The organism is Gilliamella intestini (genome assembly GCF_900094935.1).
Lineage (GTDB): Bacteria > Pseudomonadota > Gammaproteobacteria > Enterobacterales > Orbaceae > Gilliamella > Gilliamella intestini.
The window spans coordinates 3,394-8,414 of record NZ_FMBA01000056.1; the positions used below are offsets into that span (position 1 = coordinate 3,394).

10 protein-coding genes and 1 pseudogene are annotated in these 5,021 nt (G+C 34.3%); all 11 read left to right on the plus strand.

Features of this window, described 5'->3' with window-relative positions:
* Positions 1-409 (plus strand): HNH/ENDO VII family nuclease (locus GA0061080_RS10575; RefSeq protein WP_209435813.1); only part of this gene is annotated, 409 nt, incomplete at its 5' end.
* A gap of 14 nt (positions 410-423) precedes the next feature.
* Positions 424-840 carry an SMI1/KNR4 family protein gene (locus GA0061080_RS10580; RefSeq protein WP_091125320.1) on the plus strand — a complete coding sequence of 139 codons (417 nt, stop codon included), beginning with the start codon at positions 424-426 and terminating at the stop codon, positions 838-840.
* 216 nt (positions 841-1,056) lie between these two features.
* Positions 1,057-1,878: pseudogene (locus tag GA0061080_RS13370) on the plus strand (RHS repeat domain-containing protein); the annotation flags it as partial.
* A 315-nt stretch (positions 1,879-2,193) separates the two neighbouring features.
* Entirely contained in the window at positions 2,194-2,331 is a 138-nt protein-coding gene (locus GA0061080_RS12625; RefSeq protein ID WP_167349226.1) for a hypothetical protein, read from the plus strand.
* On the plus strand, positions 2,328-2,669 hold the full coding sequence (locus GA0061080_RS10595; protein ID WP_091125324.1) for a hypothetical protein: 342 nt from the start codon (positions 2,328-2,330) through the stop codon (positions 2,667-2,669). Before GA0061080_RS12625 ends, GA0061080_RS10595 begins: the two co-directional genes overlap by 4 nt.
* Before the next feature lie 60 nt (positions 2,670-2,729).
* Entirely contained in the window at positions 2,730-3,092 is a 363-nt protein-coding gene (locus tag GA0061080_RS10600) for a hypothetical protein (RefSeq protein ID WP_091125326.1), read from the plus strand.
* A 141-nt stretch (positions 3,093-3,233) separates the two neighbouring features.
* Positions 3,234-3,506: a hypothetical protein gene (locus GA0061080_RS10605; protein WP_091125328.1), complete on the plus strand. Its 273-nt coding sequence runs from the start codon at positions 3,234-3,236 to the stop codon at positions 3,504-3,506.
* 8 nt (positions 3,507-3,514) lie between these two features.
* Complete coding sequence (locus GA0061080_RS10610; protein WP_065636263.1) at positions 3,515-3,886, plus strand: hypothetical protein; 372 nt, start codon at positions 3,515-3,517, stop codon at positions 3,884-3,886.
* Between the two features lie 124 nt (positions 3,887-4,010).
* Positions 4,011-4,469, plus strand: coding sequence for a hypothetical protein (locus GA0061080_RS10615; RefSeq protein ID WP_245174515.1), 459 nt, complete (start codon positions 4,011-4,013; stop codon positions 4,467-4,469).
* Positions 4,469-4,672, plus strand: a complete 204-nt coding sequence (locus GA0061080_RS10620) for a hypothetical protein (protein WP_091125334.1) — start codon at positions 4,469-4,471, stop codon at positions 4,670-4,672. Before GA0061080_RS10615 ends, GA0061080_RS10620 begins: the two co-directional genes overlap by 1 nt.
* A 91-nt stretch (positions 4,673-4,763) precedes the next feature.
* Positions 4,764-5,021: hypothetical protein (locus GA0061080_RS12790; protein WP_209435815.1), on the plus strand; the 258-nt coding region annotated here is incomplete at its 3' end.

Sequence of the window (5,021 nt, forward strand, 5' to 3'; positions counted from 1 at the left end):
GGTTGCAAGGAAAGGGACGAATGGATCCCCTGAAACTGATGCTGCAAAATATTTTGGGCAAGAGCGACAGTATTGGACAAAAGATCCTATAGAATTTAATGGTAATAGAGTTTACCAACGCAATGATTTGTTTGATCCTAAATATATCGATCCTAAATCAGGAAAAACAAATTTGCAGCTTATGGAACAAGGAAGGGCGCCAATAGGTTATGATGGCAAACCAATTAATTTACATCATATGACTCAACGACAAGATGGTCCTATTGCAGAGGTAACCCAAAGTTTTCATAAAGGTAACAGCAAAACTATACATATCAATGATAATACTATACCATCAGGAATAGACCGAAATAAATTTAATCAATGGCGTTCTTCTTATTGGATAAATAGAGCCAATGATTTTAAATGATAGGAGGAGTAACAATGAGTAAGTTAATTAATGTTATTGAGCAATTAAAAAAATTATCAAATGGAGAGGTAATCAATATACCTCTTCCTGATGATAATTTGCTTGATAATTATGAGAAAGAAATAAATTTCTGTTTTTCAAAAGATTATAGAGAACTTCTTAAAGAAGCAGATAATATTTTTTATGGAACAATTGAATTATTATCAGTCACTAAAGAAAAGAAATATCCTTCTGAATTATCATTTGTATTAAATGAAGCAAGGGAGCAAGGTTTACCTAATGATTGGTTACCAATATGTGAAGATAATGGTAGTTATTATTGTCTACTTCCTGATGATACAGTACATTATTGGACATTAGATGGTTATAGCGATGATTCTTGGAAAGATCTTGCAGATTGGGTTGAACAGGTATGGATTAATGGAAATTAAGCATGTTTGTGGTAGCTTAAACTTAATCTGACAGATACGTATTACTCATCGGTTTTCATTTTAACAAAATGCGTGTCCGATGAGTAAAATAAATTCTCCAATTGCTTTTCCTTAACCAACCCTTTTGCATCATTCCATGTTTGCCATGGTGTTTTTCCATAACAATATTTTCCCTAGTGTGCTCTTTCTCGATTGTAAAATTCAAACCATTGCTCAATCACCTATCCTGAGGCCAACCCCGAGCATCATCATGCTGAAAAAGTTGAGCTATTTGACTATGACCAAACCGGCAATAAACGCACTGAAACCCAAGCACTAGCACCCGCGCCGTTTCATGCCAATATTGCCAAAGGCAACCGCTTAACCTTTTTTAGTGACAAACACTTTGAATATGACCGCTTTGGTAACCTCATTGCTGAAAAACGCGGAAAAGACCACAGCCTAGTCACCCACTATGAGTACGACTGCCGGCACCGGTTAATCAAAGTCATTAAACCGACTGGGCTTACTATCACTTATACTTATGATGCCTTTAATCGCCGTACTAGCAAAACCGTGGATGGCAAAACCACCGAATTCCTGTGGCAAGGTAGCCGGCTTATTGCCGAAACGGATAATGATAAACACTGGCAAACCTACCTTTACGAGCCGGATTCTTACCGCCCATTAGCCCTTGTCCACGGCAATGCGCAGCAAGATAACATCAAACTCTACCGGTACCAAAACGACCACCTCGGCACCCCCATTGCCCTAACCAGCAACATGGGTGACACCCTCTATGAATGCCAGTATAATGCCTATGGGCAGATAATAAACGAAACCTACCATCAAGACGATTTTCACGCCCTGCCGGATAACCCGTTAAGATTCCAAGGGCAATATTATGATGAGGAGACGGGATTACATTACAACCTAAACCGCTATTACGACCCATTTACAGGCAGGTATATCACCCAAGATCCGATTAAATTAATGGGTGGTATTAACTTATACCAATATTGCCCTAATCCTGTTAACTGGGTTGATCCGCTAGGATTAATAGCTATGTCTGAAACAATTAACGTTAATGAGTTAATTGTTAAACAGGCCAGAGAACGACAGGCAAAAATGTTGGATGATAATATAGGATATAATATTAGTCCATTTAGTTGGGATAAATATCCTACTATAGGTAGGGATGGTACATTTATTACTGATTCAGAAGGAATAATGAAGTATTTTAAAATAAAGAATACGGAAAAAAATATTACTATTACTTCAGAACAAGCCTCAATTATTGAAGCAGATATGGGGCTTGTACCAGGATCTCTAACTGAATGATTTAATATTAGACGCATTGAAAATATAAAAAACATGTCACCACGAAGCCCATTATTTGGTAATGAATTTTTTAAAGGTCCAGGGCAACATTTACCTGGAGGAGCACCAGAAATGGTCATCAATTCTGTTCCAACAAGTCATGAAATTTTAATTAAGGTTTATGTAAAATGAATAAAGTACCTCAAAACGAAATTATTATTGTAGATATGTCTGAAAATATAAAAGTTTTAGTTACGAGTAATGACAAAAAAGAAAAAGTAAAAAAAATAGGTTTTACTGATGTAGATGATTCTTATATGATTTATTTTGTAGATGATCTTCAAGATAAAATAAATAAAATAAAAGAGTTAATTAATGAGGAAGCTTTATTTTCATACGGTATAGGCTGGAGTCCTTCTGAACTAATGTCATATTATATAGAGCTAGGATTTAATTTTAATAAATATAAGGTTATTTCATGGTCAAATAAATCCACTTATCATATTATCGAATGCGATTCTAAAATATGACCCCATCCTAAATGTTGTGTATTTACCATGAAATACTTTTAATCCTGGAGAAAATATAAAATGAAAATTTTAAAGAAAGTGGGCTTTTTCCGAGAATTATCCTATGGTAATGCAGATGGAGAATCTATATTTAAATTTGTTCATAAAGGAGATAACTATAATATTGATAAAGTAAGTAACTATTTAAAAAAAGGTGTAGTTTTAATGATATCTCCACAAATAACGGAAGATATTTTGTCTGATGAAAGAAAGAAAATTGGCACTCTCTGTATTCAAACAGATGGGATTTGGGCATGGCCAAGTGATTTAACATACTATACCTTAAATTATAATATTTTACTTCCCTCAGAATTTATAGAGTATATGGCTAATAATAATTGGATCATTAAAAATGATATAGATATTTTCTCATTAGCATTTTAATTTATATTATAAAAGATAAATAGATGGTGTTACCCCGCTGGCTTCAAGAATAGTAAAAGGAATAGAAAGTAAAAAGAATTAAAATTCAATACTTTAGGCAATGAGCTTTTTAATCGATATTTTGATAAGGATGCTATTGCCATGGTAGTAGAAAATAAAATCTATGTACGGAAAAGCTCCCCATCACTGTACAGTGATATCATTCATGAAGGAACCCATGCTTTGGATTATAGTAATAAATTTGGTAAATCCAGTTTGATAAGTATGCGAATTTGGGAAACGAGAGCTTTTGCACAAGAGCGAGCTTTCCAATTAAGGAGTGGTTCACCACTTGAGTTTAGCACTGTCAAAATGATGCTAAAACATATTGAGAAAAATTATCCAAATATTAAATATAATCCATATAAGAATTAAGGCTTATTATGTTATTAGAACTGATGAAAGACTTATTGTTATTTAAACAAGAAGATATTAAATCTCCAATACTCATTTTAGCTATTGATCTAGTAGGTGAAAAAAACTTATATATTATTTCACAGAGATTAGTCGAATGGATCAAAGTAGAAGGTATGAGAAAAAAAACACGCCATCTAGATTTATGGCCAAATATTCCTTGGTGCGAAAATCTAAGATTGCTCATTGAGAAAAATCCCGCATTTTCACAATCATTTAAAGTAGTAAAAAATTATTTAACCTATAATGATAAAGTTACCGAGGAAGAACGACAAAAAGCAATAGAGTATATCGCTAAACATAATTATACTCCACCACCGCTAATATCATTACGAAGATAATTATGTATTCGGTTTAAATCGTTATTACGACCAGTTTACAGGTAGGTACATCACCCAAGATCCGCTCGGTATACTGGGTGGCTTAAATAGTTACCAATATGCTGGTAGCGATCCGATAAATTGGGTGGATCCGTTAGGATTAGTAAAAGGTATCGAAAATACAGGTTCTTTACATGAATTAGATCCTGTTGATAATCTTTTATATGGATCGAGAGTAAATGAAGGTATACCTGGAGCTACAGGTATACCGATACCAAATCGACCTACACCATTAGAACTTGAGCTACTTAGTGAAAAACATGGTGTTGAATTTGCAGTCACATATAAATATGGTAAAGGAATACATGGTCGTGGTGGACAGTATTATTTGCATTCAGGAGAAAGGGCAAAAGTAACCATTCCATTAGAAAAAGATAGAATGTTGGTTTATCATACACACCCACAGGGAACAGCTTATGCTAGCCCTCAAGATATGCAAATAATGTTACTTTTAGAAAAATTAGGATCACCACAGCGAAGTTCTCAAATTATTCCATCGGGAAAAGCTGTCATTCGTTTTAATGCTGAAAAAGGAAAACTTTAATGGATATTAATGAATTTAATTACTTATGGGATGGAAGCGAACAAGGATGGTGTTTGATTAACTTAAGCGATAATCCAACAAATCCCATTTATGTTATACAAAATATTATAACACATATGGCGTTAATTATCGAAGATGATGAAATTGCTCAGTTAGTTATAGAGAAAATGTTAAAAGAAAACGTCACTATAAAAGAACTTTAGCTACAAAATATATCTATTTGTCAAATCATATTGTAAATTTGGATATAGAAACACATAGTAATTATGCATAAATTTTAGAAAAATTACTATTTTGTATAATAGGATTATTCTATTATACAAAATGCTGCCTAACGGGCATCTTGCTGAAATCACCGGGCATCAGCCACACTGTTACCGTTATGATAGTGCCGGTCAGCTACACACCGTCACCTATCCTGACGCCAATCCGGAGCAACATCACGCTGAAAAAGTGGAACTGTTTGGCTATGACCAAACCGGCAATAAACGCACTGAAACCCAAGCACTGGCACCTGCGCCGTTTCACGCCAATATTGCCAAAGGCAACCGC